The 26439-nt window shown below is 49.5% G+C and carries 33 protein-coding genes and 3 pseudogenes; 33 read left to right on the forward strand and 3 right to left on the reverse strand.

The genetic code is table 11. From position 1 onward, the window contains the following. Positions 1-166: 166 nt before the first annotated feature. Positions 167-454, reverse strand: coding sequence for a hypothetical protein (locus LH51_RS01705; RefSeq protein ID WP_036519193.1), 288 nt, complete (start codon positions 452-454; stop codon positions 167-169). A 152-nt stretch (positions 455-606) separates the two neighbouring features. Between LH51_RS01705 and LH51_RS01710 the strand changes: the two genes are divergently transcribed. Beyond that, positions 607-834 carry a (2Fe-2S)-binding protein gene (locus LH51_RS01710; protein WP_235263422.1) on the forward strand — a complete coding sequence of 76 codons (228 nt, stop codon included), beginning with the start codon at positions 607-609 and terminating at the stop codon, positions 832-834. 352 nt (positions 835-1186) lie between these two features. Here the strand turns inward: LH51_RS01710 and bfr (LH51_RS01715) are convergent. Continuing rightward, positions 1187-1653: pseudogene (bfr, locus tag LH51_RS01715) on the reverse strand (bacterioferritin). A 25-nt stretch (positions 1654-1678) separates the two neighbouring features. Further along, the gene (bfr, locus tag LH51_RS01720; protein WP_036519199.1) at positions 1679-2143 is read right to left on the reverse strand and encodes a bacterioferritin; all 465 of its coding nucleotides are present in this window, start codon (positions 2141-2143) and stop codon (positions 1679-1681) included. Positions 2144-2269: 126 nt separating this feature from the next. Between bfr (LH51_RS01720) and hemP the strand changes: the two genes are divergently transcribed. From hemP to LH51_RS01835, 32 genes and pseudogenes are all read left to right on the forward strand, one after another. After that, positions 2270-2464: a hemin uptake protein HemP gene (hemP, locus tag LH51_RS01725; RefSeq protein WP_036519201.1), complete on the forward strand. Its 195-nt coding sequence runs from the start codon at positions 2270-2272 to the stop codon at positions 2462-2464. Positions 2465-2732: 268 nt separating this feature from the next. Next, a complete protein-coding gene (locus LH51_RS01730) occupies positions 2733-4892 on the forward strand; it encodes a TonB-dependent hemoglobin/transferrin/lactoferrin family receptor (RefSeq protein WP_160173662.1) in 2160 nt (719 codons plus the stop codon). Between the two features lie 49 nt (positions 4893-4941). Further along, the gene (gene hutX, locus LH51_RS01735) at positions 4942-5478 is read left to right on the forward strand and encodes a heme utilization cystosolic carrier protein HutX (protein WP_235263423.1); all 537 of its coding nucleotides are present in this window, start codon (positions 4942-4944) and stop codon (positions 5476-5478) included. Beyond that, positions 5468-6361, forward strand: a complete 894-nt coding sequence (locus LH51_RS01740; RefSeq protein WP_052063349.1) for a heme/hemin ABC transporter substrate-binding protein — start codon at positions 5468-5470, stop codon at positions 6359-6361. Before hutX ends, LH51_RS01740 begins: the two co-directional genes overlap by 11 nt. Next, a complete protein-coding gene (locus LH51_RS01745; protein WP_036519203.1) occupies positions 6361-7395 on the forward strand; it encodes a FecCD family ABC transporter permease in 1035 nt (344 codons plus the stop codon). The genes LH51_RS01740 and LH51_RS01745 overlap by 1 nt, the downstream gene beginning before the upstream one ends. A gap of 3 nt (positions 7396-7398) precedes the next feature. Beyond that, positions 7399-8184, forward strand: a complete 786-nt coding sequence (locus LH51_RS01750; protein WP_442934801.1) for a heme ABC transporter ATP-binding protein — start codon at positions 7399-7401, stop codon at positions 8182-8184. A gap of 45 nt (positions 8185-8229) precedes the next feature. Further along, the gene (hutZ, locus tag LH51_RS01755; protein ID WP_036519207.1) at positions 8230-8754 is read left to right on the forward strand and encodes a heme utilization protein HutZ; all 525 of its coding nucleotides are present in this window, start codon (positions 8230-8232) and stop codon (positions 8752-8754) included. Positions 8755-8928: 174 nt separating this feature from the next. Continuing rightward, positions 8929-9261, forward strand: a complete 333-nt coding sequence (locus LH51_RS18665; RefSeq protein ID WP_144244134.1) for a hypothetical protein — start codon at positions 8929-8931, stop codon at positions 9259-9261. Between the two features lie 2 nt (positions 9262-9263). Next, a complete protein-coding gene (locus LH51_RS01760; protein WP_052063351.1) occupies positions 9264-11393 on the forward strand; it encodes a TonB-dependent receptor in 2130 nt (709 codons plus the stop codon). Further along, on the forward strand, positions 11393-11617 hold the full coding sequence (locus tag LH51_RS20335; RefSeq protein ID WP_144244135.1) for a hypothetical protein: 225 nt from the start codon (positions 11393-11395) through the stop codon (positions 11615-11617). The genes LH51_RS01760 and LH51_RS20335 overlap by 1 nt, the downstream gene beginning before the upstream one ends. Next, on the forward strand, positions 11614-12453 hold the full coding sequence (locus LH51_RS01765) for a cytochrome-c peroxidase (protein ID WP_160173663.1): 840 nt from the start codon (positions 11614-11616) through the stop codon (positions 12451-12453). Before LH51_RS20335 ends, LH51_RS01765 begins: the two co-directional genes overlap by 4 nt. 241 nt (positions 12454-12694) lie before the next feature. After that, positions 12695-14422: a TonB-dependent receptor domain-containing protein gene (locus tag LH51_RS01770; RefSeq protein WP_268746509.1), complete on the forward strand. Its 1728-nt coding sequence runs from the start codon at positions 12695-12697 to the stop codon at positions 14420-14422. Then, the gene (locus tag LH51_RS23320; RefSeq protein WP_268746510.1) at positions 14359-14988 is read left to right on the forward strand and encodes a TonB-dependent receptor domain-containing protein; all 630 of its coding nucleotides are present in this window, start codon (positions 14359-14361) and stop codon (positions 14986-14988) included. Before LH51_RS01770 ends, LH51_RS23320 begins: the two co-directional genes overlap by 64 nt. 384 nt (positions 14989-15372) lie before the next feature. Further along, complete coding sequence (locus LH51_RS21090) at positions 15373-15810, forward strand: efflux RND transporter periplasmic adaptor subunit (RefSeq protein ID WP_052063352.1); 438 nt, start codon at positions 15373-15375, stop codon at positions 15808-15810. Positions 15811-15833: 23 nt separating this feature from the next. Beyond that, positions 15834-16475: an HlyD family efflux transporter periplasmic adaptor subunit gene (locus LH51_RS21095; RefSeq protein WP_052063353.1), complete on the forward strand. Its 642-nt coding sequence runs from the start codon at positions 15834-15836 to the stop codon at positions 16473-16475. Beyond that, positions 16462-17804 (forward strand): annotated as a pseudogene (locus LH51_RS01780) (ABC transporter permease). The gene LH51_RS21095 and the pseudogene LH51_RS01780 overlap by 14 nt, the downstream one beginning before the upstream one ends. Next, the gene (locus LH51_RS21955; RefSeq protein ID WP_235263424.1) at positions 17780-18064 is read left to right on the forward strand and encodes a hypothetical protein; all 285 of its coding nucleotides are present in this window, start codon (positions 17780-17782) and stop codon (positions 18062-18064) included. The pseudogene LH51_RS01780 and the gene LH51_RS21955 overlap by 25 nt, the downstream one beginning before the upstream one ends. Positions 18065-18069: 5 nt before the next feature. Then, complete coding sequence (locus LH51_RS21960; RefSeq protein WP_235263425.1) at positions 18070-18216, forward strand: FtsX-like permease family protein; 147 nt, start codon at positions 18070-18072, stop codon at positions 18214-18216. 11 nt (positions 18217-18227) lie between these two features. Then, positions 18228-18389, forward strand: a complete 162-nt coding sequence (locus LH51_RS21965; RefSeq protein WP_235263426.1) for a hypothetical protein — start codon at positions 18228-18230, stop codon at positions 18387-18389. A gap of 264 nt (positions 18390-18653) precedes the next feature. Beyond that, positions 18654-19028 (forward strand): DUF2271 domain-containing protein, encoded by a 375-nt coding sequence (locus tag LH51_RS01785; protein WP_052063354.1) that lies wholly within the window; start codon positions 18654-18656, stop codon positions 19026-19028. 80 nt (positions 19029-19108) lie between these two features. Further along, a pseudogene (locus LH51_RS21970) lies at positions 19109-19827 on the forward strand (DUF4198 domain-containing protein). Positions 19828-19857: 30 nt separating this feature from the next. Continuing rightward, positions 19858-20163, forward strand: coding sequence for a hypothetical protein (locus LH51_RS01795; RefSeq protein WP_036519208.1), 306 nt, complete (start codon positions 19858-19860; stop codon positions 20161-20163). Next, positions 20163-20630 carry a hypothetical protein gene (locus LH51_RS01800; RefSeq protein ID WP_036519209.1) on the forward strand — a complete coding sequence of 156 codons (468 nt, stop codon included), beginning with the start codon at positions 20163-20165 and terminating at the stop codon, positions 20628-20630. Before LH51_RS01795 ends, LH51_RS01800 begins: the two co-directional genes overlap by 1 nt. Before the next feature lie 4 nt (positions 20631-20634). Then, a complete protein-coding gene (locus LH51_RS21100) occupies positions 20635-20829 on the forward strand; it encodes a hypothetical protein (protein ID WP_200881834.1) in 195 nt (64 codons plus the stop codon). Positions 20830-20843: 14 nt separating this feature from the next. Further along, positions 20844-21515 carry a metal ABC transporter solute-binding protein, Zn/Mn family gene (locus LH51_RS01805; protein WP_235263427.1) on the forward strand — a complete coding sequence of 224 codons (672 nt, stop codon included), beginning with the start codon at positions 20844-20846 and terminating at the stop codon, positions 21513-21515. Beyond that, on the forward strand, positions 21512-22000 hold the full coding sequence (locus tag LH51_RS01810) for an ATP-binding cassette domain-containing protein (protein WP_052063357.1): 489 nt from the start codon (positions 21512-21514) through the stop codon (positions 21998-22000). Before LH51_RS01805 ends, LH51_RS01810 begins: the two co-directional genes overlap by 4 nt. Continuing rightward, a complete protein-coding gene (locus LH51_RS21105) occupies positions 21901-22224 on the forward strand; it encodes an ATP-binding cassette domain-containing protein (protein WP_442934800.1) in 324 nt (107 codons plus the stop codon). The genes LH51_RS01810 and LH51_RS21105 overlap by 100 nt, the downstream gene beginning before the upstream one ends. Next, on the forward strand, positions 22224-23102 hold the full coding sequence (locus LH51_RS01815; RefSeq protein WP_036519210.1) for a metal ABC transporter permease: 879 nt from the start codon (positions 22224-22226) through the stop codon (positions 23100-23102). The genes LH51_RS21105 and LH51_RS01815 overlap by 1 nt, the downstream gene beginning before the upstream one ends. Next, positions 23084-23866: a hypothetical protein gene (locus LH51_RS01820; protein ID WP_144244137.1), complete on the forward strand. Its 783-nt coding sequence runs from the start codon at positions 23084-23086 to the stop codon at positions 23864-23866. The genes LH51_RS01815 and LH51_RS01820 overlap by 19 nt, the downstream gene beginning before the upstream one ends. A gap of 2 nt (positions 23867-23868) precedes the next feature. Beyond that, positions 23869-24498: a PepSY-associated TM helix domain-containing protein gene (locus tag LH51_RS01825; protein ID WP_036519214.1), complete on the forward strand. Its 630-nt coding sequence runs from the start codon at positions 23869-23871 to the stop codon at positions 24496-24498. Continuing rightward, positions 24498-25052 (forward strand): hypothetical protein, encoded by a 555-nt coding sequence (locus LH51_RS01830; protein ID WP_036519216.1) that lies wholly within the window; start codon positions 24498-24500, stop codon positions 25050-25052. Before LH51_RS01825 ends, LH51_RS01830 begins: the two co-directional genes overlap by 1 nt. After that, positions 25049-26368 (forward strand): flavodoxin domain-containing protein, encoded by a 1320-nt coding sequence (locus LH51_RS01835; protein WP_036519218.1) that lies wholly within the window; start codon positions 25049-25051, stop codon positions 26366-26368. Before LH51_RS01830 ends, LH51_RS01835 begins: the two co-directional genes overlap by 4 nt. Positions 26369-26439: the final 71 nt, after the last annotated feature.

Below are 26439 nucleotides of genomic sequence, written 5' to 3' on the forward strand. Positions count from 1 at the left end.
CCACAGAATAGTGGAGCCGAGAAGTACCGTGCAAGATATTCCTGCCCAGACTATCAGTGTCTGATGTCTTTGGTGAAGCCATCCCAATAAGCGTGTTTCAGGGGTCAGATCATCGTCTATACTACCTTGGGACCAGCGCTGTTGTGGTTTCATCACGTATGTATCCTTAATAATTAAGCACAGAAGGCGTGCGTGGTTGCCTTTGGGGTATATACAAACCAGTGCTGATGCGTTGCCGCTTTCTGTATTGTCCCAGCCGGTTTGCCATGGATAGCAGTTGTGCCATCGGGTTGCCTACACAGAGTTTTACGGGTGAGTTCCACAGGTAAAACAACAGATCCTGGGTAATCTCATTAGCAAAATTGGCGGATCCGAATAACCCTGAAAGATAGGCATTCAACTCTTCATGATGTTGAGACAGGTATTCAGACAGGTCAGTTGCTTGTTCATCCATCCTCTGATTCTCCCGGATAATTCATTTCAATAAGCTTACATTAGTCGTAATGATAACTATTATCAATAGCAGTCATAGTATTTTTAAAAAAAATCAGGAAGGATAAAAATCTCTTGTAATATTTATGATAAGCGTTATCATTTGTGTTGAGATTGATTAGATTAGAGGGCTTGCTGATGTATGTCTGTATCTGTAATGGTGTTACTGAACGTGAAGTGCATCAGGCAATTGATAGTGGGGCGACGAGCGTGCGTGATTTGAATCGTTCACTTCAGGTGGGTAGTTGCTGTGGCAAGTGTGTTTGCCTGGCCCGTGATATGTTGCGTACGCAATCACAACCTGATGTTAGTTGCGACTTTGTAGATGCGGCTGCCTGTTAGGTTTTGCCTCCTGATGCTCATGGAAGAGCACTGAATTTCTGTTCCCATCCTCATTTCCCTGTTCATTTTCCTTTCTGTAAGACATCTCTTTTTTCAAAATAATGTTAAGTCCCAAGGTGTTGGTTTGTGTATGCCTGGGCGATTATCTGCGTTGATATTCAAGCGATTGGCGAAAAAAAACCGTAACACAGTTTGAGCTGTGTTACGGCCTAACGTGCTGAGAGCACATGAACTGTAGTGCGGTTAAGCACGAGTTCAACCTGTCAATGAATCTTCATGGTAATGCAAAGCGTTATCGTTTGCAATTGCTTTGAAGAAAAAATCTATAATTTTTTTTAGTCTTGTTTGTGGATCAGATTTGCGACTGTAAATAATTCTGCAGCCCCAGTTTTTCTATCAGCCCGAGTTGCTGCTCAAGCCAGTGGGCATGATCTTCCTCTGTATCCTTCAATAGCGTAAGTAGCATGTCGCGACTTTGATAATCCTGCGCTGTCTCACACAGTGCAATAGCGGATTTGAGCTGAAGGGTGACTTCGTATTCAAGATTCAGGTCAAACTGCAGCATCTCCGGTACGGTTGCCCCTATATTGCTGGCCCGCGAGTTGACAGGTCGGGTTGGCCGCCAAGAAGGAGAATGCGGTCGATCAGCATGCCGGCGTGGTTTTTTTCATCATCAAACTCATGCGCAATACGCTCATGTAGTTTGGATAGCCCCCAGTCTTCGTACATCTTTGAGTGTATAAAATACTGGTCCATGGCAGCGAGTTCGCCACCCATCAATTTGTTTAGCGCGTCAATAACATCAGGATTGCCTTTCATGCTCTATCTCCGTTCGGTTCATTGTTCAGGTCATGGACTGTAGGTAGTTTTCTATGCTGATACTATCGATCAGTTGCAGCTGGGTTTCCAGCCAGTCCAGATAATCTTCTTCATATTCCAGGATTTCTTCAAGCAGCTCACGGCTGACATAATCCTGCTCGGTTTCACAAATTTGTATAGCTGTTTTTAGCAGTGTCAGTTGGTCTGATACAAAACCCAGATCCGCTTTAATCATCTCTTCCGGAGTTTCACCAATGCGAAGACGATCAAGGTGTTGTAGGTTGGGAAGCCCTTCCAGTAAGAGTACACGCTCTATAAGCTTGTCGGCTTGTTTCATGTCCTTGATGGACTTTTTATACGCCTTTTCATTCAGTGCTTCAAACCCCCAGTTGCCGAACATTCTGGCGTGCAGAAAGAACTGGTTAATTGAGGTTAACTCACAGGTTAGTACCTTGTTGAGTTGTTGAATTACGGATTTATCACCTTTCATAATGTCAGTCCGATCAGTTGGGTTGTCTGTTTTATCCAGATAAATAATAGCACTTAATCACTAAACTGTGTTGACAAACGGCTTGATGGTAACGATAATTGTTATCGTTAGTATTAAGGAGCTTATATGAGCAATCAACCATCAGTGCAGGTCAAGGCTGAACAAAAGAAGGCTGCCCCACTCATTGGCAGTCATGGAAGTTCACCAAGGATATCCAGCGAGGAGCTGCTGGCAGGTAATGGACGACTCGAGATAGTGCATGAAAATGAAGTCTATCGTTTATCACGGACGAAAAATGGAAAACTGATACTGACCAAGTAGTACGGATCAAATAAGTACCTGGTACTAGCAATCCCAATCAACGACGCGTAATGCCAGCGACCCAGTGCCCTCAGGCAGCCAGCTCACGCGGATGACATCTTTTGATGCTATCCACGGAGCCAAAACATGAATAACTATTGGTTTGAATTTGTTTGCATCGGCGTAAGCGCCTTGTGTGCTTCGATGTTTTTGCTGCCTTCACAAATCCCTATCTGATGTTTCTTTCTCTCTCATTCAGGTGGGTGACTATTATATGGGTGATAACGTTATGAGCTACACAGTTTATTTTCCACGCCAACTGCTGGCTTTGGCAGTTGGGTTTGCAATGTCAGGTTACGCTCTGGCTGAAGCATCAGTACATCAGGTATCGAAGGCATCCCTTAAAGAGTTAACGGTTACCGCCTCGCATACCGAGCAGGATGTGCTGAATGTAGCCAACACTGTCAGTGTTATCACAGAAGACGATGTGCAGAAGCAGCAGGCTGCCGATGTGCAGGATATGTTGCGTTATGAAACCGGCGTGTCTGTTCGTGCTCAACCTATGCGAGCCGGTGCAACATTCAGCAGTGTCGGTAGGGGTGGGAATGAAGGCATCAATATTCGCGGCCTTGAAGGGAATCAGGTAACCATTCAAACCGATGGCGTTCGTTTGCCAGCGCTTTACAGCTTTGGTCCGATTGTAACCGGTCGCGCTAACTACCTGGAGCCTGAGGGTTATCGTCGGGCTGAAATTCTTCGAGGGCCCAGCTCAACCTTATACGGCAGTGAAGGTCTGGCCGGAGCTGTCAGTTTTGTGACCAAAGACCCTGAAGATCTGCTGACGCTGGGTAAGGATCAGCAGTTCAATATCAGAACCGGTTATGCTTCAGAAAACAGAAGCTGGTTTGCCACGCCCTCGGTGGCGGCGAGAAATGAACAGGTCTCAGCCATGCTGCTCTACACAGTAAGGGATGCCGAGCAACTGCGCAATCAGGGTAAAACAGCCGGGGTTGGAAGTTCCCGAACCCTGTCAAACCCGCAGCAGATCGATAGTGATTACTGGTTGGGTAAACTGGTATGGGATATCAATGAGGTACATCAGCTGAAATTTACCGCTGAGATGATTGATCGAGATACGGATACGGATGTTTTGACTGGCGTAAGTGGCACAGTAACCGCTTTGAATGCTGATGATCGAGTACGTCGTGATCTGCATAAGATCGATTATCTGTATCAGCCTGTAAATCCTGGTTTTTTGCGCATGGCGCGTATCAGTTTGTATCAGCAAGATAGCAGTGAGCGTCAATTCAGTGATGAGCGTCGCAGCAATGGAGATCGGACGCGTGATAATGAATACAGTGAGTTAGTGCAGGGTGTTAATACAGTATTTGAAAGTCAGATAGAGCAAGGTACTGCTACTCACACCTTGCATTATGGGCTGGATTATTCTCAGACAGATGTCGAAGCCATGCGGCTTGGCACGCCGGCAGGAACCGATTTTCCGGATAAGCCTTTTCCAGATACCGATTATCAGTTGTTAGGGGTGTTTGTTCAGGATGAGATAGCCCTGGGTCAGTGGCGCATTATTCCGGGTCTTCGCTACGACAGTTACAAGCTGGATCCGCAAGCAGATGATCCTCACTATCGTGGTTTGGCGCCGGAGTCATTGGCGAATAGTGCGGTGTCAGCCAAACTCGGCATTGTCTGGCAGCAGTCACAACGGCTGAACTGGTTTGCCCAGTATGCTGAAGGCTTCCGGGCTCCTACTCCTCAAGATGTAAACAGTGGGTTTACCAATCTGAGCAGCCCATTCTTTTCTTATCAAACCATTGCTAACCCTGACCTGAAGGCTGAAACCAGCCGCATGTATGAAATAGGTTTACGTGGACGTGATGAGCAGTTGCGCTATAGCGTCAGTGTGTTTCGTGCTGACTATAAAAATTTTATAGAGAACGTGTCTGTCAGTGGAACGGGTTCACCCGCTGATCCTATGACTTTTCAAAGTATCAACCGTGACAAGGTCAAGGTTACAGGTATTGAAGGTGATGCCAGATGGCAACTGGATCCTGTCTGGGCCGTTTCTGCCGGTTTTTCCTGGCACCGTGGTGATCGACGTGATGATGAGGGTAAAACGCCCTTGGCCAGCATTGATCCCGCCAAAGTGTTGGCCGGTCTTCACTACGCGCAAGGTGGATATTATGCCGACCTGATGCTGACGCATACGCAGGCAAAAAAACGTAATCCTGACGCCGACGGTTACTCACCCGGAAGTTTTACGACCGCGGATCTGATGGCCGGTTGGCAGATTAATCAAAATGCTTCACTACAGGCGGGTGTATTTAATCTGACCGATGAGCGCTATACCCATTGGGCTGATGTGCGAGACCTGAAAATCACTGATTCACAGGTGGTTGATGCTTATACCAGCCGGGGCGTAATTTCAAGGTGAGTTTTAATTATCAATTCTGAGTCTGAGGGCGCAGGGATAGGTTATGAATATGATGAATCACAATCTGGAAATGATTATGCAGGAAAATCTTATTCAGCAGGTTGAGACGCTGATGCGGGAAAAACCACAACTGCGCCCTGTTGAAATGGCGGAGCAGTTAAAGGTTAGTGAATGGGCTGTGGTATCAGCCTTGCCAGGCGAGATGGTCTATCTGATTAAGGGAAACCTGGCTGAAGCCATTCTTCAAGATGTTTCACATTGGGGAGCTGTGACTACAATCGTTGAACGAGACGGCTCAATATTTGAGTTCAAGGGGAGTTTGCCCGAAGGTAAGCCGGGTTTTGGCTACTATAACCTGATGGGTGAGGCAGGGCAGATGCATGGGCATTTGAAGCTAAATGCCGTAGCGAATATCGCATTGCTCAGCAAGCCTCTGCGAGGCAAAGAAGCGCACGCTATCGTGTTCTATAACCGGTCCGGTGCCTGTGTATTTAAAATCTACCTGGGTCGTGATGCGCAGGGTCTGATTCATGCACATCAGTTGCAGGCTTTTAATCGACTTAAGGGGTTGGGTTATGCCCGTTAATTTACGTCGCATAGGCTGTTCAGTGGTTTTTTTTCTGTCAGTTGGCATGGCTTCTTTGGCAGTCGCTGAGCCGCAGCGTGTGATTTCAGTCGATGGCTCTATTACTGAAATTATTTATGCATTGCGGCAGCAGCATCGGTTGGTGGGTCGCGACACTACCAGCACCTGGCCGGAGGAAGTAAAGGCATTGCCCGATGTGGGTTATATGCGCCAGCTGTCGGCTGAAGGCTTGTTGTCCTTAAGGCCGGATCTGATTCTTGTGACGGCGGATGCAAAGCCCGAATCAGTACTGAATCAATTGCAACAGGCGGGTGTGAATATCCGTGTGATCCCAAATAGTTACTCGGTATCGGGTGTTGAGTATAAAATTGCTGAAGTGGCTGATGCGCTCGGGGTGTCCAGGGAGGGTGATGCGCTAATACAAAAATTTTCTGATGAAACTGATCGTGTGATATCACGCTTGAGGGCTAATCATTCGAAACAGGTCCGTGCAATCTTTGTCATGGGTGTTCGTAACAGCAGCATGATGGTGGCGGGAAAAGGAAGCCGGGCAGATGCATTTTTGAGGCTGGCCGGTCTGATTAATCCCTTTAGTGACAGCGTTGAAAACTATCAGACGGTGTCTGCTGAAGCACTGATAGAGGCTAATCCAGATTTAATTCTGACTCTGGAAAATGCTGAAGTGATGGGCGGCGGACGAGATAGGGTCCTGGCTGATCCCGCTATCAGTCGTACGCAAGCAGGGCAGGCTGGCAGCGTCATGGTCATCGATCCACGCTGGCTCAATTTTGGTCCGGAATTGCCTGAAAGTCTCAACACTCTGGTGAATAGCCTGGCTCCTGAAAACTCTGTCGGTCTGGCGGGATCAGGAGAGCAGAATTGATGCCGCGAGTTATAAGCTCACCGCGACTGGCGGCCTGGCTGTTGGTGCTGGCGTTGCTGATAACGCTCAGTGTTGCCTTGACACAGGGGGCTATGACGCTAAGTGTCTGGCAGGTCTACGGTGTACTTGGCGGTTTGCTGGATGATGCGCAGGCTGCCCTGGTTGTTATTGATATTCGTTTACCACGTGTCGTTCTTGGTACGATCGTTGGTGCTGGCCTTGCTATTGCCGGAGCCGCTATGCAGGGGCTTTTTCGTAATCCGCTGGCAGACCCTGGCCTGGTTGGCGTATCCAGTGGCGCTGCCCTGGCGGCCGTTATGGTGATCGTGCTGGGTGGCAGTTATCTGCAGCAGTGGGTGGTCTTATGGGGTTACTTCGCATTGCCGTTGGCTGCCTTTATCGGTGGGATATTGGTAACGGCATTAATCTACCGGGTGGCAACCCGTGACGGACGTACCGATGTTGCCATCATGTTGTTAGCCGGTGTTGCCATCAATGCGATCGCCGGCGCGGCTACAGGCATTATGACCTATTACGCGTCTGATGAAGAGCTGCGCACCCTCACTTTCTGGTCGATGGGCTCACTGGCCAGCGCCTCTTGGGTAGATGTAGCCATGTCTGGAGTACCCATTCTATTGGCGTGCATTTTATTGCCTTTGTATTCCCGGACACTGAATGCTTTTTTGATGGGCGAAAGTGTCAGTACGCATATGGGCTTCGATGTAAAACGCATGAAAACTATCGTCATAGCCCTGACTGCACTGGCGGTAGGGGCTGCTGTTGCGGTCAGCGGTGTGATAGGTTTTGTAGGATTGGTGGCACCGCACCTTGTGCGTTTACTCACCGGTCCGGACCATCGTTGGGTGTTACCCCTGAGTGCCGTGATGGGAGCGCTACTGGTAGTGGCTTCAGATATTTTTGCCCGGCTACTTATTGCACCTGCAGAATTGCCTATTGGGTTGATGATGGCTTCGATTGGTGGTCCTTTCTTCCTATGGCTTTTGTTACAGCAACGTGCAAGGGTGGGTTTCTGAATGTTGTCCGGATATGAATTAACGCTGAGGATAGAGGGCAAAAAACTCCTCGACTCTATCTCGTTAGCTATACCCGCTGGCGAGATGCTGGCCGTTCTGGGGCCGAATGGTGCGGGCAAGTCTACTTTGCTCAAGGTGATGAGTGGTGATGTTGTCAGTTTGCAGCATCAGGTGGCACTGCATGGACGGCGCTTAAGTCACTGGACTACCGGCGAATTGGCACAGTACCGAGCTGTAATGCCACAGAGTGTGCAGTTGAACTTTGCTTTCACGGTCGAAGAAGTGATTGAAACCGGTATACGTCACCCTATGCTCCGGTCAGAGCGGCGGGCCCATATAGTGAATATGCTGTCGCTGTTTGATGCCGAGCAATTGATCGCTCGAAACTATCTTACACTATCTGGCGGGGAGCAGCAGCGAGTGCAGTTGGCACGAGTTTTGTCACAGTTAGAGTCGATGCCAGCTTCGCAGCCTCGCTATTTGTTATTGGATGAATGTACTGCAAGCCTTGATTTGAGTCATCAACATCAGGTGTTTTCAGTGCTGCAGCAAAAAGTGCGTCAGCAGGGTATGGGGGTGCTAGTGGTACTACATGATTTAAATCTGGCCGCTCAGTATGCTGATAAAATTCTACTGATGAGTGCGGGTAAAGTAGCCTGCCAGGGTTGTGTAAGAGATGTGTTGCGGTCTGACCTGCTCAGTGAAGTGTACCGCTATCCTATTGATGTAATGGAACACCCCGGTGGGTGGCCACTTGTGATTACCGCGCCATCTGCCGAGGTTGCGTGATACAGAACTTATAACAGAACTTATAACGGTTACCGGAGAAACGCAATGAATGAAGATCAGAGCCATTTACAAGAACGTCTTTTACCAGAGGTCAGGGTATTTAGAGATAGCCGTAAAACACTGGTGATGGCTACGCTGGACCAAGCGGCTAATCCTAATGTCAGCTACGCTCCCTTCGCGTTACAGAAGGATGGATATTATGTGCTGGTTAGTGAAATTGCGCGGCATGGCCAGAATTTACAACTCTGTAATCGTGTATCAATCATGTTGATAGAGGATGAAAGTGAGACACGTCAAATCTACGCGCGTAAGCGCCTGACGTTTGATGCTGTGGCAAATGAAGTATCCAGAGATAGTCAGGAATGGCAACAGGGCATTGATGCACTGCGTGTGCGGCAGGGTAATATTATTGATAACTTATCTCAGCTAGGTGACTTTCATTTGTATCGTTTGATTCCTGAAAAAGGTTTATATGTCAAAGGCTTTGGGCAGGCATTTACTGTATCAGGTGATGAGTTGATAGACTTCGTTCATCTTAAAGAGGGACATAGAAAATTAAAAGCATCCTAGGTTTTATTGGAAGTTTGATAACCCGTTAGGTTTACTAACCAGCCAGCCAGAGAGCTGTTTTTCTCGTGCCAGCCAGATTCAATCACATTATCCCTGTTGGGATTTTCTGGAAATTAAACTATGTGTACTGGTTATACACGTCGAAGTCTACTGCTTGTGGTTACCGCAAGTACGATGTTACTGACTACAGTTGTGGTTGCTGCTGATAAGCACCTTTTGCCGTCAATGCGAGTCGAGGCTGGAGCGCTTGAATCATTGGATCAGGGAACAGAAACCTACCATAAATCCTTAATCGAGGCACTGCCTGGTGGTAATGGTGATATAACCAGCGTGCTTAAGCTTAACCCCAGTGTACAGTTTGATGACACGCAGCTCAGCAGTAAAACCCCGGGAGAAATAGACCCGCCAATATCAGTATTAACGGAGCCGTTTATTGGCAAAATTCATTTTTACTGGATGGCATTTCCATCAATAATGATCTGGATCCAGTTAGTGATAACGCGTTGAGTATGACCGATGTGCCAGGCCGTAGTCAGGGGATAGCTCTGGACACGGATTTAGTAGACAGTATTGAAGTTTTTGACAGCAATGTCAGCGCAGAGTTTGGTGGTTTCAATGGTGGGGTCGTTAATGTGACCTCGCGCAGACCAGCAGACCGCCTCTCCGGAAAAATATCCCTGCAGCATACCAATGACTCCTGGACGCAATATCATATTCACGAAAGCGAACTGGCCGATATGGAAAACTCGACATCAGCGCTGCGACAACCTGAGTTCAGTAAGTGGATAACACGTGCAACCCTGGAAGGTCCTGTAAATGATGAACTGGGGCTGCTGTTCAGCTTTTCACGCAAGGATTCGACCATTCCTCTGAAACTTTACAATCCTGATACCTATGCATCACCGGCGGGCGGGGGGCAAAAAGACCAGGAGCGCCGCATTGATAATTACTTCCTTAAATCTCACTGGACACCAACCGAAAACCTGGTCGTAGATGCCTCGCTTACCCACGCACCACAGGATAATTTGTACTTTATCGCCAACGGAAAAAATACCGATACACACATAGTTTCCGGCGGCTATAGTGCTAGCGTCAAAGTAGACTGGACACTGCAGTCGGGCGTCCTTTCGCAAACTTTTGGTTTTAGTGACCTGGAAAACTCACGTGAAACGCTTACCGATTATTACCGCGGCTGGCGTTGGTCACCGGAAAAAAACTGGAGTAATCCATTGGCAACGGATGCAACACATTTAAGCTCAGAAGGTAGCTGGGGCGATATTGAACAACAGCAGCGCAGTGTCAGTTATAAGTCGAATATGGACTGGGATACCCTGTATACAGGGGCTGTAGAGCATCGCATTAAAACCGGTGTGGAGCTTGGCTGGCAGCGCGCTAGTTATCAGCGCCCCGAGGATATGGCCTATGGATCTTTACTGGCGGCTACCACCAGCTGTATAGAAACGGTCTGGTGCTCCATGAGTCCCACCCCACAGTACGGCGGTAACGGACAGGCTTTCCGGCGCCTGAATGTCTATGAAGCCGGAGAAATAGAATATGAAACTACTCAATGGTCTGCTTACCTGGAAGATACGCTGACACTGGGACGTTTACAGTTACGCCCAGGTGTCCGCTTTGATGCCGACAGTTTTATGGATGATGCCACCTGGTCACCGCGTTTTGCGGCTGAACTGGATGTATGGGGTGATAGGCGTACCCGTTTAAGCGCGGGTGCAAACCGCTATTATGGTCGGAATATGCACGCCTATCGCCTTAATGAAGGTCGGTCAGCATTAAAATACGTTCTGAATCGTTCCAATGGCTCCCAGGAATGGGGTGATCCAGTCCGCACCCTGAATAATACCCGCTTGAATGAATTGAAATTACCCTATGATGATGAACTGATGCTGGGGTTGGATCAACAATTTGCGGGTTATCAACTGGCGCTGAAATATGTTCACCGAGATGGCAAGGATCAAATCGTACGTGCAAGAAGCAGTGCGCTAGGTCTTGAACCGGGTTCTGGTGATCTGACAGCAGACTACTTCACCTACAGCAATCAGGGGAGCAGTACCAGTGAGACGCTCACCTTGACTCTTTCGCCAATGGAATCAATTCGTTTTCGGGATACTGAGCATCATTTTCAACTGGCTTTGGACTGGACAGATGTGACGCGCTCGCATCGGGACTACAGCACCACTATGAGTTCAACTGAGTATGATGATCCTTACATACGTTATGATGGCCGCTTTATGCGTTACTCTGAACGGCCTGCTGATAATTTTAACCGTCCCTGGACAGCCCGCTTGACGACTGTGTCCAGTCATCCGGCAAGTGGACTGACCCTGACCAATTTCCTGCGCTATCGTGCCGGGTATCGGGCTATGGGTGTCACTGACGATCTGGTTGAATACCAAGGCGGGTTAGTTGAAGTGTGGGAAGAGTATCAGTACAAAGAATCAGTGAACTGGGATATACGCCTGGGATGGGAAAAACGCTTATCGGGTGAGTCGGCTGTGTTCGCCAACCTGGACGTGTACAACCTGCTCGATAAGGTGAATCTGATTGATTTGAGCAACAGCGATGTGCCGACCTACGAATCAGGTCGTCAAGTCTGGCTGGAGGTGGGGTACCGCTTTTGATGATTAGCTACATAAACTGGAAAAAACCACTGCTGATTGCAGTGGTTTTTTTGATTATGCTGGTCAAATACAGCTATGAAACCCCTAACCAGGGTACTGATTTGTCGTTGCGTCAAATTTATTCTCAATCCAGCGACAGTTGGCCGGCGCCCTGGATTGATACTGGTGTTAACTGGCAAGAGTTAGCTTATATACCGAGCAGCCATCCGCTGATGCTGGCTTGATAGCCCTGGGAGAGCAGCTCTTTTTTGATCCCTTGCTATCAGCGTCAGGGCAAATCGCCTGTGCCTCATGTCATGAACCCGAGTTGGCTTTTGCTGATGCCCGGAAAGTATCCTTTGGGCATGACCGTCAGGCAGGCAAGCGTAATGCCCCCTCTATACTTTTCAGTGGTCATTTTCAGGCACAGTTCTGGGATGGCAGGGCGGCTAGTCTTGAAGCGCAGGTACTGATGCCGATTCAAGACCCGGTTGAAATGGCCCTTACCTTGCCTGCTTTACAGCAGCGTTTGCAAGCACATGATACCTATCCAGCGGCCTTTGCTCAGGTGTCGGGTGAAGCTGGCATTACGCTGGAAGCTGTGTCCCAGGCACTCAGCGCCTATATTCGTAATCTGCGTTGGCGCACAACTGCGTTTGACCGTTTTATGCAGGGAGACTCGCAGGCACTGGATGATGTGGCTATACAGGGGTTGCATTTATTTCGAACCAAAGCCCGTTGCATGAACTGCCATCATGGCGCGTTGATGTCAGATCAGCAGTACCATAATCTTGGACTTACTTATTATGGTCGTCATTATGAAGATCTGGGGCGTTACCATGTTACAGGTGATGTTACCGATGTCGGTGCATTTCGTACACCGACACTCAGAGGAGTAAGCCGGACAGGCCCATGGATGCACAACGGCTTGTTCCCATCGTTAGAGGTATATTGCGGATGTACAATGCGGGTATGCCAAGACCTCAAGCTACAGATAATCAACAACAAGATCCACTGTTTCCCGAGACCTCTCACTTATTGCAGCCACTGGAATTGTCGGCCGACGAAATCCAGGCGCTGAAACATTTTTTAGATCAGCTATAAAAGCAACTTTTTAAAACCCGGTGTTGCAATAAATATTAATTATACTGATAATAGTTCGCATTAGCCTTACATGTAACTAATTTAAGGTTTGCAATGTGTTTAGCCAGCCACCTGAAATCATACATTCAGTCAGCCAGTCACAACATGCTTTGTATCCCTCGGTAAGCAGCTCTGTGGGTGCACTTTGTCTCAGGTAACTAATGAATTTGGAGTGGTGAATGAAACGACTACGATTAAAGCTATTGGCAGCTTCAATCGCTTCTGTGACTGGTATGGCCGTTGCTGATGAGGCTGTGCGGTTGGATAGCATGGTTATTAGTGCTTCGGGTTTTGAACAGAAAATTGCTGACGCACCGGCAAGTATTACTGTAATTACGCAAGAGGAGCTGGCATCGAAACCCTATATGACCCTCCTGGATGCAGTGCGTGATGTCGAAGGGGTGGATGTAGGAGAAACCACGGATAAAACCGGGCAGGGTGGCATCAGTATTCGCGGTATGGGCGCTGACTATACGCTGGTATTGATCGATGGTCGCAGGCAAAACAATGTGGGTGACCTCTACCCGAATAATTTCGGTGGAAACCAGTTCAACCATATTCCACCGCTGGACACGATAGAGCGTATCGAAGTGATCCGTGGTCCCATGTCAACGCTCTATGGAGCCGATGCCCTGGGTGGTGTGATTAACATCATTACCAAAAAAGTGTCTGATGAGTGGTCTGGCTCTATTACACATAGTCAAACCTTTGAAGAAAATGATGATTTTGGTAATGACCGTACCACGGACTTCAGCGTATCTGGCCCGTTGATTGAAGGTCGCTTGGGTATTGGTCTGCGAGGCAGTCTGTATAATCGTGATGAATCCAATCCCCAGTACGCCTCTGTGACCGATCCGGCGGGTACAGTACATGACCGTAATCTTGGCTTTGGTCGTGGAGGTCGTACGGTTGATAATGAAAATAAAAATCTCGGTATGAAATTGAATTTTCGTATCGATGAGCGTCAGGATTTGACCTTTGATTACGAAACCTCCAAGCAGGTGTATGACAATACGCCACGTGAAGATGGCTCATATCCGCTGGGCACCAAGGATGAAGTGGGTTCTGTTATGCGGGTCTCCGGTGGCGAGGTACAACCGCGTGTAGGTTATGCGGCCGATCAGGAATTCACTCGCGAGCAGTTTTCTCTTCGCCATGAAGGGCAGTGGCGCTTTGGTAACAGTGACCTTAGTGTGCATTATATTGAGACCAATAATAACGGTCGTACTCTGCCTTTTACAGTGCAGGAGCGTGACCAGTTGCAGCAGATGTATGATGACAATGGATCCAGTTGGGCTGGTATTGAGGATCAGGTAGAAGCGACATTTTTACCGCGTCCCAAGCGTGTGATGGAAACACGACAAACCACCTATGATGCGAAGTTTGATGCATTGCTGGGTGATCATTTACTGGTGTTTGGTGGTCAGTATATTGATGCGGAAATGGAAGACGGTGTGTTTGGCATGGATGGTGATGGATACAAGTCAGGCACAGCACAACCTCACAAACAATGGGCGCTGTTCCTCGAAGATAACTGGGAACCCTTGCAAGACCTGACTCTGACTGGTGGTGTGCGCTACGACAATCACGATGTGTTTGGTAGTAATGTCAGCCCGCGGCTCTACGGTGTTTGGCAGGCCAATAGTGACTGGACCATCAAAGGTGGTGTGAGCACTGGTTACAAGACACCGAAAACCAGCGACCTGTTTCCCGGCATTACCGGTTTTGGTCGTCAGGGCACCATGCCATTTGTTGGTACACCGGATCTGCAGCCTGAAACCAGTGTGAATACGGAACTTGCTGTCTATTATACCCATCCACAAGGCATAACTTTAATGCCACAGTGTTTAGTAACAAGTTCAAGGATAAAATATCCAGTGGTGACAGTGTGCCTAACTGTGAAGTAAGTGCTGTTCCTGGCTGTGTGGATATAGGTGGTGGTTGGGCCGATCTGGGCTTTACTGAGTTTTCCCAGAAGCAAAATATTGACCGCGCTGATATTACCGGACTGGAGCTTGCCGGGCGTTACTGGATAACCCCTTCCTGGTCGATTCGCGGGAATTACACCCTGACAGACTCAGAGCAGAAGAGCGGTGATCAGGCCGGACAGCCGTTAACCGGTACCGCCAGGCATATGCTCAATGCGACATTGGACTGGAAGGTTAATTCTGACCTGAATCTCTACGTGGCGATGGAAGCCCGCTCCAAACGTTACCGCGGTTGGGATGAAGATACAGACTCAGCACTGCACTACAAGGATTACGAAATCTTCCATTTGGGAGGTTCCTACCGCGTTGGCAAAAACCTGACTATTCAGGCACGAGTAAACAATTTGCTGGATGAAGACTTCACTTCATATCAAACCAGTTTTACTGATAATGGCGATGGAACCTATACGCCAACCTACAGGGATGATTACAACATAAAGGCAAAATCAAGAAACTTCTGGTTGTCAGCTAACCTGCGTTTCTGATCAAGCACTTTAACTGCTTTAACATACTAGACTTGAGCCACCCCAACCGGGGTGGTTTTTTATGTACAGGATGTACGGTATACCCAAAACACTCGCTCCGCTCGCGGGGCAGGCCCTGCCGCGGGCGCATGGATGCGCAGGAGCGGCGCGATATACCGCGGGCGCATGGATGCATTTAAAACTGTAAATTATTGTAAATATTATCATTACGCATTGCTGCATTGATGGGTTTTTCCGGATAATGCTCGAAGTGTTTCAAAGGAATTCCGTAATGACGCAAACAAAATCATCTTTATCTACCTGGCTTTGGCTGCTGCTGGTTTTAATCAGTGCCGGTATGGTTGCAGGATATTACTTTCTATATACCCTCAGAATGATGCGCCGGTGGCTTATGCTACTGTATCCAGTGGAACGATCGAAAATATCGTTACGGCTACCGGCAGGTTGCAGCCGCGTGAATATGTTGATGTGGGTGCTCAGGTTTCAGGTCAGTTGGTTGAAATTCATGTCAATGTTGGTGATCAGGTTGAGGAAGGCCAGTTGTTGGCCGAAATTGACTCTACAGTTTATCTGGCCAATGTTGAAGGAACGCGGGCGCAGTTGCGTAATTTGCAAGCGCAGATGAGCGATAAGCGGGCACAGCTGGAATTGGCGGATATACAGTTCCGTCGTCAAAAACGGTTGGTCGAGACTCGCATGACTTCTGAAGAGTCTTTGCAGATTGCCGAGGCTACCCAACGCTCAGCGGCTGCCCAGGTGCAGGCACTGGCGGCTCAAATTGAGCAAACTACGTCTTCATTAAGGCTGAAGAGGCCCGCCTGAACTACTCACAGATCTATGCTCCTATGTCGGGTACTGTCGTTGAGGTATTGGCACGCAAAGGGCAAACACTGAATGCCACGCAGCAAACGCCGACTATTTTACAGATTGCGGATCTCTCGGTAATGACGGTGCAGGCACAGGTGTCTGAGGCGGATGTGAACCGTCTCAAGCATGGCATGGAGGCTTATTTTACTACCCTGGGTGATCAAAATCGTCGTTGGACCGGGCAGCTGCGTCGAATAGAACCGACACCACAGGTTGAAAATAATGTTGTTCTCTACAATGCCTTGTTTGATGTAGAGAACAGCCAGAGCTTACTCTTTCCGCAAATGACGGCACAGGTCTTTTTTATTATTGATCGGGCGGAAAACGTTCCAGTGCTTCCGGTGGGGGCGTTGAGAAAACAGGTTTCTACATCAACACCAAGTTCGAAGCGGGGTGATCACCCTGTCGAGGTGGTGTTGGTTAATCCAGGCGGTGAAACCCAACGTCGGGAAGTGACTACAGGCTTATCCAATCGTGTACAGATCGAAATTGTTGCAGGGCTGGAGTTGGGTGATCGTGTTGAATTACCTGGTGCAGCCACATCGGGTGGTAATCGGCCTCAAGCATCAGCCGGTGCGATGAGGGTGCTAGATGACACAACCTGGTATGCCTCTTATTGAGCTGCGCGACATTTATCGCACCTTCCGCAATGGTGACGAGAATGTGGATGTCCTTAAGGGTGTTAACCTGAGTATTCAGCCAGGGGAGTTCGTAGCTATTGTCGGGGCATCGGGTTCCGGTAAGTCAACCTTGATGAACCTTCTGGGTTGCCTGGATCGACCTACTAAAGGCCAGTATCACTTCAATGGCCGGGATGTATCGTCACTCAATAAGGATGAGCTGGCGGCCTTAAGACGTGATGCGTTTGGGTTCGTATTTCAGAGCTACAACCTTCTTCCCAGTGCAACGGCAAGAGAGAATGTTGAAGTGCCCGCCGTCTATGCCGGTATTGCCAGGCTGGAGCGTCATCAACGCGCTGAGACATTGTTAACGCGTCTGGGACTTTCCGATCGGCTGGGACACCATCCCGGGCAGTTGTCTGGTGGTCAGCAGCAACGCGTGTCCATTGCTCGTGCGCTGATGAATGGTGGTCAGGTTATTCTGGCCGACGAGCCAACCGGTGCGTTAGACAGTCAGACAGGTGAAGAAGTGATGGCGCTGTTTGCAGAGCTGGCAGCGCAGGGGCACACGTTGATTCTGATTACCCATGATGCCAAAGTTGCGGCGCATGCTGATCGGGTGATCGAAATCAGTGATGGTGTGATAACTTCAGATCCGAAGCCAGCAGCCTCCCGGCATGATCAGCAAACGCCTATTATTGCATCGTCTTTGAACACGCGCCCCGGGAATTTTTTTACTAATATGGGTGAAGCGCTGCGTATGTCTATAGGGGCGCTTACCGGTAATCTGTTTCGTACGGTGTTGACCTTACTGGGCATCGTGATTGGTGTCGCGTCCGTTATTACTATGCTTGCCATAGGTGATGGGGCGCGGCAATCCATAGTCGACCGTTTCAGTTCCATGGGCAGTAATTTGTTGCTGGTGCGTCCAGGTGCACCTAACCAGCGTGGCTGGGGGACAACAACACTGATTCCTGAAGATGCTTATGCTGTGAATGAGTTACCTGGCATTGTTGCTGCTATTCCGGAGCAAAGTGGTTCAGTGACTCTTCGGGCAGGGGGCGAGATCATAGCTCTGAGGTGATGGCGACATCCTCAGCTTTTTCCGAAGTACGCAACTGGCCAGTAGAGCGCGGCAGTTTTTTTACAGCGGAAGATGAACTGGATTTTGCCAGTGTAGCAGTGCTGGGGCAAACGGCAGCTAAGGCAATTTTTCCAGACCAGGATCCACTAGGGCAGTATGTGATGGTCGATAACGTGCTGTTTCTGGTGATCGGTGTGATGAGCCGCGAGGCGCGTCTCCCATGGGACGGGATGAAGATGACGTGATCATCGTACCATTTGAAAGTGGCGGCGTACGGCTGTTGGGACGCCGTTATCTGCGTACCATGACGGTAGCCGTTGCCAGTGATGCCGATATTTATCAGGCACAGCAGCAGGTACATGATCTGCTGTTCATGCGTCATGGTGTTGAGGATTTCCAGATACGCAATATGGAATCCATCATTGAGTCTGTAACTGAAACCCAGAACACCATGACGCTGTTATTGGGCTCGATTGCGGCGATATCGCTGCTGGTTGGGGGATAGGGGTGATGAATATCATGCTGGTGTCGGTCACTGAGCGCACGCGGGAAATCGGTGTGCGGATGGCGACGGGCGCCCGAACCGGCAACATCATGCAGCAATTTCTGACTGAGGCTGTACTGGTCTCTGCACTGGGTGGTTTGCTGGGGTGGTGATTGGGCTATCTGTGACACTGATGCTGGAAAAGCTGGGAACAGACGTTGCTTTCAGTAGCCTGCCGGTCATGCTGGCTTTTGGTTGTGCTTTTATGACGGGCCTGATATTTGGATACTTGCCTGCCCGAAAGGCTGCGCACCTTGATCCAGTAGTCGCACTTGCCTCTGAATAAAATTTAGCCCTTGTTTACAAAACTTTACAGCACTTCATTGATGTTACATTTGACAATCATTATCATTAGCATTAAATTATTGATTCTTAATCGATAAGCATTCGGCTGCGTTCGGTACACAGGAGACAGTTGCATAATGAATAAAAGTTGGTTGTTCGGTGTTGGGTTTTTATTAAGTTGTAGCCTTCCCGTGTTAGCTGAAGAGTCAGTCAAGATTGAGCTTACGTTGCCCGTTATTGAAGGGTCGATGCACTACCGTCCTATGTGGCCGTCTGGGTTGAAAATGAGCAGGGTGATGTAATTAAAAATCTGGCTTTATGGAGTAAAGAGCCTGATTGGTTAAAGGATATGCGCCGTTGGTGGCGAAAAACAGGTCGCTATGGCGGAGCTGATATTGATGCGGTTTCCGGCGCGACCCAGCGTCCTGGTCGTTACGAGTTGGTCTGGAATGGTTTAGATTCCGATGGTAATGCTGTTCCTGCAGGCCGTTACAGTGTTCATCTTGAAGCCGCGCGCGAACATGGTAGCCGCAGTTGGGTGCATACAGAGATTGAGCTGGGACAGGGGCAGAAACACTACAGCATTGAACCCAGTGAAGAGTTAGGCAGTATTCAGATCACTACAGGAGTTACGCAATGAAAGCGGTAAAAAAGATGGCCGGAGCGGCCGCGATCACCATGGCGTTGGCAAGTGCTGGCGCTGTAGCGCATCCATTATGGATGTTGCCAAGTGAATTTAACCTATCAACCGATGAGGGGCATTGGATCACGGTTGATGCCACAGCGTCACATGGTGTCTTCAGTTTTGATAAGCCGGTTAGCTTGAATAACGTTACCATTTATCGTCCCGCGGGTGAGCGTCAGCGTATGGGTCCTTACTACAAAGGGCAGCGTCGCAGTGTGTTTGACCTGCAGCTCAATGATCAAGGTACTTATAAGGTTGAGCTGAAAACGCCGGCGCGCTATATGACCCGCTTTGTCGTGGGTGGCCGGGATACACAGCGCCGCATCATGGCCAATAAGCAGGAAGCGGCCTCTCAATTGCCAGATGAAGCACGTGATGTTGTCACTATGGCGATGCAAAACATCAGTGTTTTTTATGTTTCCCAAAAAGCGCCCACTCGCGATGTGCTGGATGTTACCGGTGAAGGGTTCGAAATGGATGCGATCACCCACCCAGTGATATTGTTGTGGGAGAGTCAGCCACTTTCCGTTTTACCTTTGATGGTGAACCTTTAGTTGACGCCCCGGTTGAAGTTGTGCCTCACGGTACCGCTTATCGTTCTTCCCGTCAGCAAATTGAGCTTGTCACCGATGCCGAAGGGCGAGTTAGCTTTGCCCCTGAAATGGCGGGTCCACACCTGTTGTCTGCCAATGTGCGTTTTGAAGGGATGGTGTGCTTGCCGATGAAGTGGGGTGAATTTCCTGTTTTCATTTGAAGCAATTCCGGAATAACACAGGGAGGTCGAATGAACAAGTCAGCCTTGTGTTTGGGACTGCTTCTACTGAGCTCGCAGTCGGTCTGGGCGCACTATCCCTATATGGACTGCGCTCGTGAAGGTGAGGGAATACGTTGTGATGTTGGCTACAGTGATGGAAGTTTTGCCGCAGGAAGTGACGTGGTCATTTATGATTACGACGAGCAGGAAATCGACAGGGCAATATCCGATGAACACTCCAGCGTTTACTTTGACTGGCCGGAAGGTGAGTTTTTTATCCAGTTTGATGCTGGACATGAAGAGCCAGCTGAGTTTGATTATGTGGAACTGCAGTGATGTCTGAAGTATCCGCTGCTGCTGTGATTGAAACAGTGATGCCTGATGATGGTAAGCGCGAATCACTTTGGGTGTGGCTGTTGATAGCGGCGGTGCTGCTGCTTGGGGCGCTAGGCATCTGGTTGCGTCAGGAAGTTGTACCGCAGCGGACTCAGATTGCCCTGAGCCCGTCACAGTCGCAACAGTTAATGTCCTTGTCGATCGCCAGAGAGGAAATTCAGTTCCTGGCTGAAAAGCCCTGGCCTGCGCCAGAAAGCTTGGAAAGTCTCGGACTTGAGCTGTTTGCCTCATCTTCCAGTCATCGCTGGCATCAGCCAGGTGATGACTGTTACCAATGGATCTCCCGGCAGCATGACGGCGACTTTTTATTGCGCATTTCAGACGCTGTGATTTTTTATCATCCCGGTGAGGTAGAGTTGCTATCAAGTTGTACTCCGGATGAGCATTGGACGTTAATGGATAATTGATCTTATGAAAAAGCTCTTTTTGTTGTGTGTTTTGTTGTTTATTTCTACGCTGGCATCTGCCGAAAAATTAGTGGTGGGCATTACGCTGCATCCTTATTACAGCTATGTCAGTAAAGTCGCCGGTGATCGGGCCGAGGTGCTGCCGCTGATTGCAGGGGGCTTTAACCCCACAGCTATGAGTTGCAACCGGCAGATTTGACCCGGCTTTTGCGTATGGATGCGCTGGTTGTCAACGGCATAGGGCATGATGAGTTTGTTATGCACGCGCTGCAAGGGTTGGAGTTGCCAAAACTTACAGTGATTAATGCCAACAAGGACTTACCCCTACTGTCGTCTGGTGAAGGCAGTAACAGTTACAACCCACACACCTTTGTTTCCATTGATGCTGGTATACGCCAGATCTACACCATTGCCCGTGAAATGGGAAATCTGGATCCAGACAATGCCGCTTATTATCAAGCAAATGCACTGAGCTATGCGCGCGAATTAAGAACGATGAAAAATCGTTATCTGACTGAAATACTGGAACTGGATCTGGTCGGTGTACGCATCGCCAGCACCCACAATGCTTACGGATACCTGTTGCAGGAATTTGGCATAGGTATTGATACAGTGATTGAGCCAGCACATGGTGTAGAACCTAATCCCACCCAGTTGCAGGATACAATAGAACGGATTCGCAGCGCTGATATCCGTGTGCTTTTCACTGAACTGGATATGGAGAACCGTTACGTATCCGTGATTGAAGAGGTGACCGGTATCGGTATTCACCATTTCTCGCACATGACCCATGGCGAGTATGATGCAGACATGGTTTCCAGGGAGATGGAACATAATCTGTCCACGCTGGTAGAGGCGCTGAAAACAGCTGTATCTGCGCCATGAACATTAAAGGACCTTCTGTTGAACTGATAAACCTGTCTCTGCAACTCAATCGGGTGACACTGCTTGAATCGCTGAGTGCACATTTCCAACCGGGACGTATGCATGCAATAACCGGCCCCAATGGTGCCGGGAAATCTTCACTGATTAAGTGCTTGCTGGGGTTAATGCCACACTCAGGCCAGATTCGGCGACACTGGCCGGGGCGTCCCGGTAATATTGCCTATGTCCCTCAACAGAGCGCCTTTGAACCCTCGCTACCGGTTACGATTGAAGAGTTTATGCTGACATCTGTGTCGCGCTGGCCGATGTTTTTCAAGCGTAGAGTTGCTGAACAACAGCGTATCAGCGGTTGTTACAGCGGGTTGGTCTGGACAATAAACAGGATTTGCGCCTGGGCCAACTCTCGGGCGGTGAGCGTCAGCGGCTTCTGTTTGCACAAGCCCTGGAGCGAGACAGCCATCTCTGGTGTATCGATGAGCCGATGACCGGATTGGACCAGTCAGGCCAGGCCCTGATGACGGCTGAAATGATCAAGTTACGTGACCAGGGCGCAACACTATTTGTGGTGCATCATGATATGGACTGGATCAAGCGTCATGCTGATGAGCTATGGGTCATTGAAGACGGTCTTAAGGATCATCAGCAGTTGCATCGACCCAGCCAACTTCCTGCCTTTGAATTTGCCGAAGCTGTGGAGGCATTTGCGTAATGGAAGCACTACGTCAACTGGCCTATACACTGTATGAGTCAGGTTATTTACCGGAAATGTTCCAGTATGGCTTTCTGACCAATGCTCTGGTTGCGGCTTGTATTATGGGGCCGCTATTGGGGGCGCTTGGACCATTGGTGGTGGTCAAGCGCCTGGCATTTTTTTCTGAAGCCGTCGGGCATGGTGCCCTGACAGGTGTCGCTATTGGAATTTTGCTGGGAGAGCCGGCCACTCAACCTCTGGTTGCACTGTTCTGTTTTTGTACGTTGTTTGCCTTGCTGCTGCATTGGATCAAAAGCCGTACAGACATTCCTTATGATGCACTGGTAGGGGTGTTTCTGTCATTCGCCATCGCGCTGGGCGCCGCCTTACTCTTGTATGTTGCCAAGCGAGTGAATGTACATATTCTCGAAAACGTGTTGTTTGGTTCCATTCTGACAGTACGGGATATGGATATTCTGGTGCTGCTGATCATCGCGGTGTTCTCTGTCGGTTTGTTGTTGTATTCAGGGAACCGTGCCTTGCTCGCCAGCTTGTCACCCGATTTGGCGCGTACCCGCGGTATGTCGGTTCGTCTTTATGATTATGCCTTCGTGTTACTGATTGCCCTGGTCACCGTCGCCTCTGTCAAAGTCGTTGGCGCGATATTGGTTGGTGCCTTGCTACTCATACCGGCAACGGCTGCACGCTTGATCAGTCGGAATGGCCGGGAGTTTTTCTGGTACTCAGTGGTGTTTTCAACCTTCAGTTGCTTGCTGGGTATCTTGTTACCTATGGCAGGTACCTTACCGATTCCTTCTGGTGCAGCAATCGTGATGATTGCCTCCGCCTGTTTTCTTATTGCTTTGGGAATACGTCGATGGAGAAGTATACAATGAAGTCCTTCTGGTCATTGCTCGCACTGCTAACTCTGCTGATGCCTCTTTCTTTGCACGCCTCTCAGGGGCGGGTCGTCAGTATTGCACCGGTTGCGCATCTGATTGCCACTGAACTTCTGCAGGAGACCGGCATAGACACAGAGTTTCTGCCACCCGCACGCTTACCGGTTAACCGTATTCCAGGCTGGCTTCGCCGGGTTGACGCGGGTGATCTGGAGTCGGCTGATGTGGTGATTACGATTGAGTCGGTATGGCCGTCGTTGCCGCTTTACCCCTTAATGCGCTCCGTCTCTATTCAGGTTGTACCCATAGATCTGGCAACCGAGCTGGCACCGGGTGGTGCGCGCGTGCTGATGCATCCAGATGCTGTGGAGAGTGAATATTTCTGGTTAGATCTGAATAACTTAACGCAAATGATTAATGTAGCTTCTAAAGATTTGTCGCGTGTCTGGCCGGAAGAGTCAGGTACTATTGAGCGTAACCGGTTTGACCTTCAGCGCGCCATTCAGCGCACCCAGATACGCATAGATGGCTATTTGCTGGAGCGTGATATCGAGACCCTCAGCCTGGCTGACGAACGCCTGATGCCCTTGGCTCAGTCCCTGGGTATGCCTATCAGTGAGACCGGCCATAATCTGCGTCTGACACTAGCGGCGGCTGACGATCAACATCCTGAATGGCTGATCGATCCGCTGCATCGTATTGGCGCTGATTCGCTCAAGGATTGGCTGACAGCGCTGGAAACAGGGCTTCAGGTTAACTAGTGATGAGGACACCTGTTTCAACGCCCGTTCCAAGCAGGCTACCGCAGATCAATCGCTGGATACGCTGGCTGCATATATACAGTGCGGCACCGGTATTATTGTCGATGCTGTTTTTTGCGATTACCGGTTTTTTCCTGAATCATCCGGAAATACCTCTGGGGGAAACGCGCACCAAACAGCTTGAACTTGAAATTCCTGACGCCATAGCCGCTCAGGACTGGCAGGCTAACAAGACACTCTACAGTCTCAGTATTCTTGGCTGGCTGGATGAGTCGCATGATATTCGTGGCGTCAAAATAGAGATCGAATGGGAAGAGTCCGATGATCTGCTGATGATCGTTTTGGAAGGCCCAAACGCCAGTCAAACGATTGAAGTATTTCCGGAAGAAGGCCTGGTAAATGTTTTCACACTCTCTTTGCCTGTGGTGCCTATGCTTAACAATCTGCACCGGGTAAAGAGCGTCAGTGAAAGCTGGCGCTGGTTTTCGGATATTTCAGCTATTCTTATGCTGATTTTCTGCCTGACGGGGCTCTGGCTGTTGTTGGTGAATAAACTGCAGCGTGTTACCTCGGTAACCTGGGTGACCTTGGGTAGTGCTGTGTTCCTGGTTATCATTTATCTGATGCATTAATGATGATCATTGGCGCGATGGTGCATAAAACAGCCTTCTGGATAGCGATGCATCTGTCACGACTACTTTGGCTGGTACTGGGTATCGCTGTGCTGCTGGTTGGCATGCTATTGCTGCTGCGATTGGAAGGCCGTCTGGATCTGGAAATTAACGCTACACTGCCGATAGAACCCCTGGGTATATTGGGAACACATTGGTTAGGCCGCTTACATTCACTGCCTGTGGCCGGGTTTGATAGCCACATTACCCACCTGTTTACCGTCACGGAGATGCGGGTGTTGAATACCCTGCAGCAATTGTTCCGCCTGGGCGTGGTGTGCTTGTCACTGGGCCTGGTGTTGCTGTGTATAGCTGATTATCGGCGCTATTGGCGCCATATACTCCTGATGGCCGTGTTTTTGATTGTTATGCAGACGACTCAGCTGTTTTTTCTGCTGGGTTCCGGCTCCTCAACACCGGTGATGGATGTCTCTAAATTATCGTTCGTGCTGTTGCTCAGTCTTTGGGCCCGACCTTATCTGCAGTTGCAGGATGCGGCGAGTAAGCCTTTTTGATTGCCTATGCCAGCCAGACGGGCAGTGCCAGGCAACTGGCAGCTCAACTGCAGCAATCCATAGGTAATCAAGCCGAGCTGCGCTGTATGTCAAAACTGACTCCCCAGTGTCTGGCACACTATGATATCGCCTGCTTTGTGGTCAGTACCTGTGGCCAGGGTGAAGCGCCTGATTCAGCCATTTCCTTTATGCATTCAATGCAGCAGTCAGCATCACTCACTCAGCAGACCGCTTTCAGTGTGTTGGCCTTGGGGGACAGGCACTACGCCGATTTTTGTGCCTTCGGGCACAGCCTGGAGCAACGGCTGATGCAACAGGGGCTGCACTGCATTGCGCCCCTGGTTGAAGTGGATCAAATGGACATGACGGCAGTAAATCGCTGGTGGGAAAGCCTGTCTATCCAGCTGGGACAGGAAACCCAAGCCATCGAGATAGATTATGAGCCGTTTGATCTGCTGCAGAATGAGTGCTTGAATCCGTCGCAGTCACACCGTCACGTACACCATCTTCGCCTGGCTAAACAAGGGATTGCCTATCAGCCAGGTGATGTCCTGGCTGTAAAACCACGGAGTCAGAAAAGCGCACTTGTAGCGCGACTGTTAAAGCAAGGCTGGGCGGCTGATACCCAGGTAATCTACCAGGGAGAGTCGGTGTTACTGCAGGATGCTTTGCAGCAACTCGACTGGACCGATCAGCCGGCCGATGACCCGCAGCAGTTGATTGATCAGCTCAAACCGCTACATGAGCGTCTCTATTCCATTGCCTCTTGTGAGGAGGGGCAGGTCGATCTGCTGGTTCGCCAACATATCAGGACTGATGGCAGTGTTGGCAATGCCTCTGGCTATCTCTGCAGCCTGGCGGCAGGGGATCAGGTTGAAGCCAGTGTGCGAGCCCACCCCGGATTTCGTTTACCCGGTGATGTACCTTTGATTTTAATTGGTGCCGGTACCGGGATTGCCCCATTTATCGGCTTTCTGGCTCAAAAGCAGCAGTGGCAGTCGAAGACAGGTAATTGGCTGTTTTTTGGCGAGCAGTATTCACAGCAGGATGCCTATTTTGCTGATCAGCTGCAGTATTTCCAGGAAGCGCGGATACTGACACGCCTGGATTGTGCCTGGTCACGTGAAGACGGAGAGTATGTGCAGGATAAGCTGCGTCTGCATCATCTGGCTTTGCATGAATGGGTGGTGCAGAAAGGCGCGCATGTGTTTGTCTGTGGCAGTCAGGCAGGTTTTGGTGAGTCGGTGTTGCGGGTGCTCCAGGATATTTTTCCCGAAAATGGGCTGGCGGGGCGGTTGCATACAGATTTGTATTGATTCAAGCCAGTGATCTTATGCTAGTCATGCTAGTTTTGGGTAGTGGTGTGATTTGGTGCCATGCCGGGGGT

The sequence above is a fragment of the Nitrincola sp. A-D6 genome (assembly GCF_000764495.1).
In the GTDB taxonomy this organism is placed as follows: domain Bacteria; phylum Pseudomonadota; class Gammaproteobacteria; order Pseudomonadales; family Balneatricaceae; genus Nitrincola.